The 2,768-nt window shown below is 30.9% G+C and carries 3 protein-coding genes; all 3 read left to right on the top strand.

The genetic code is table 11. From position 1 onward, the window contains the following. Positions 1 to 90 precede the first annotated feature (90 nt). Positions 91 to 1,542 carry an SIR2 family protein gene (locus DXB52_RS15350; protein ID WP_227077091.1) on the top strand — a complete coding sequence of 484 codons (1,452 nt, stop codon included), beginning with the start codon at positions 91 to 93 and terminating at the stop codon, positions 1,540 to 1,542. Between the two features lie 18 nt (positions 1,543 to 1,560). Further along, a complete protein-coding gene (locus DXB52_RS15345; protein WP_118108003.1) occupies positions 1,561 to 2,172 on the top strand; it encodes a TIR domain-containing protein in 612 nt (203 codons plus the stop codon). Between the two features lie 451 nt (positions 2,173 to 2,623). Further along, the coding region (locus DXB52_RS15340; RefSeq protein WP_147343369.1) for a helix-turn-helix domain-containing protein at positions 2,624 to 2,768 on the top strand (145 nt) is incomplete at its 3' end.

Raw genomic sequence — 2,768 nt, 5'->3', positions numbered from 1 at the left:
CTTTAATATATTTAAAATTTAAAGTAATGACTACTTTGAAATGATATGTAATATATGGGATAAAAAACAGTGAAAGAAAAGAGGATTAATATGAATAAGGAAATCTCTTCATTTATTGATAGGTATGTAAAAGAAATTAAAAATAATAGTGCTGCAATGTTCATCGGAGCAGGGTTTTCTAAAAGTGCGGGATATGTTGATTGGAAAAATCTACTTAAAGATGTAGCAGATGATTTGGAGTTGGATATTGATAAGGAGTATGATTTAGTTTCTTTAGCTCAGTATTGTTATAATAAAAATAGAAATAGAAGCATTATTAATGATTTGATTTTTGATGAGTTTAACAAAGAAAAAGGCATTGATGAAAATCATCGTATTATCGCACGGTTACCGATTTTTACATATTGGACAACAAATTATGACTCCTTGATTGAAGAAGCATTAGAGGAAGCTCAAAGGATTGTAGATATAAAGTATAATAATAAACAACTTTCTCTTACAAAACCACACCGGGATGCCGTTGTATATAAAATGCATGGAGATAAGAACAACCCTGATGAAGCGATATTAATAAAAGATGACTATGAAAAATATTATAGAGAACATGCACAATTCATTACGGCATTAAGTGGAGATTTGATTTCAAAAACATTTTTGTTTATTGGATTTAGTTTTTCAGATCCAAATATTGATTATATATTAAGTCGGGTTAGAATTGATTATGGAGAGCAAAATAATAGACAGCATTATGCAATTATGCGTAGAGTAAATGAAAAAGATTATAATAATCGAGCCGAGTATGAGTATGCACAACGTAAACATGAATTTTTTATTGAAGATCTTAAACGTTATAATATACGTGCTCTCCTTATTGATGAGTATAAAGAAATTACGGACATTTTAAATGAAATAGATAAAAGACTGAATCATAATAATGTTTTTATTTCAGGTAGTGCCCAAGAATATGGCAAGTATACTGAAAAAGAGGCTTTAGAATTTATCGAATCATTAAGTAAAGAATTAATTTTGCAGGATTTTAATATAATTTCAGGCTTTGGTTTAGGTGTGGGTAGTGCTGTTATTATTGGCGCATTACAAGAAATATATATGAAACGAAAAAGTATAAATGAGGATAGATTACTTTTACGTCCATTTCCACAAGGAATAGAGGACAATAATACTCGGCAGATTTTATGGAAAAAGTATAGAGAAGATATGATTTCTAGGTCTGGTGTGTCAATCTTCTTATTTGGTAACAAATTAGTTGATGGAGAAATTGTATTGGCTAACGGTGTAGAATCAGAATACAAGATTGCGTTAGAACGACATTGTTTGATAGTGCCTGTTGGATGTACGGGATATATGGCGGAAGAAATATGGGAAAAAGTGGACTCAAATATGTCAGATTTTTATACGAATGTTGATGACGTATTGATTGAAGCATTTAAAAAATTAAATTCTAAATCTAGTAAATCAGAACTAATAACTAACATTCTTTCGTTTATTAAATTGTTTGAAAATGGAAAATATAGTCCAAGATAAAATGGGAGGAAAGGAAATATGGCACATAAGACTTTTATTTCATATAAGTGGAGTGAAGCACAGGATTTACGTGATGATATCATAACTGCACTTGGAGAGGATGCTACATACTATAAAGGTGAAACAAGTGAATCACCCGATTTAACGGATACATCGACTGAAAATATTAAAAAGAATTTGAAAGATATGATGTATGATACTTCTGTTACAATTGTAATTTTATCACCCAACATGAAAGAGAGTAAATGGATTGACTGGGAGATTGAATATTGTTTGAAAGATATAACGCGTAAAGATAGAACTTCACATACAAATGGAGTTGTAGCTGTTATTATGAAAGTGGATAATAGTTATGAGTGGTTCAAAAAAAGTGGAACAAATTGTCATGGTTCTTCGACGGTATCATATGAATTAGATAAAGTGTTCGACATTATTTCGCAGAACCATTTTAATTCAAATCCGGAACAATGGCATTGTGATAAATGTAAAACATATGATTGGTTAAATGGTTCATATATTACTTTTGTTGAAGAAGAAACATTTATGGATGATCCAGAAAAATATATCAATAATGCGTATGATAAAAGTGAGAATGATGCGAGTGGATATGATCTTGTAAAACAAAGATAAATATGCACTGTTCTCAAATTGAATGTTGTCAAACTTATCTGCACCAGTTATAATGAAGTGGCAACAAATTGGCAACAGAAAATCAGCGAGCCAAAATAATATATGTAACAGAAATAAAATAACGGCAAAAAAGATATAAAACTTAAACAAATATATTTAAGAATATCTTTGAACTTGCCGAGTTTGAATAGGGACGCTTAGTTTGGAGGTGCATGAAACCTCAGAATTTATGCGGGTTTGCAGACTTTGCATTTAGTGGTTGTTGTCTTTTGCAACACTTTTGCAACACCTTCATTAAAAAAGAAATTTGCAACAGATGAAATAGTGTCGAATGGTTTGCAGATAAAATAATATTTTTGCAAAAAGGCTTTTACCCGTGAGGGTGATATGCTCCCTTCTAGGTAGACAAGTGAAATAATAAAAACTTGTCACTTAGGAGGGAGCATATTTTATGTCTAAAAGAAAAGTATCTGTTGAGGATAAGACGTATGCTGTAAATCTATATCTGGATGGAAAAGAAAGCCAACGGCGAATTGCCGATATGTTTGATGTAAGTCTTGCATCTGTCCAACAATGGATTCGAAACTATGAATCTA

It is taken from the genome of Ruminococcus sp. OM04-4AA, assembly GCF_003462585.1.
Lineage (GTDB): Bacteria > Bacillota > Clostridia > Lachnospirales > Lachnospiraceae > Mediterraneibacter > Mediterraneibacter faecis.
The sequence above is the reverse complement of the archived record's forward strand: the minus strand, read 5'-3'. Positions and strand labels throughout refer to the sequence as shown.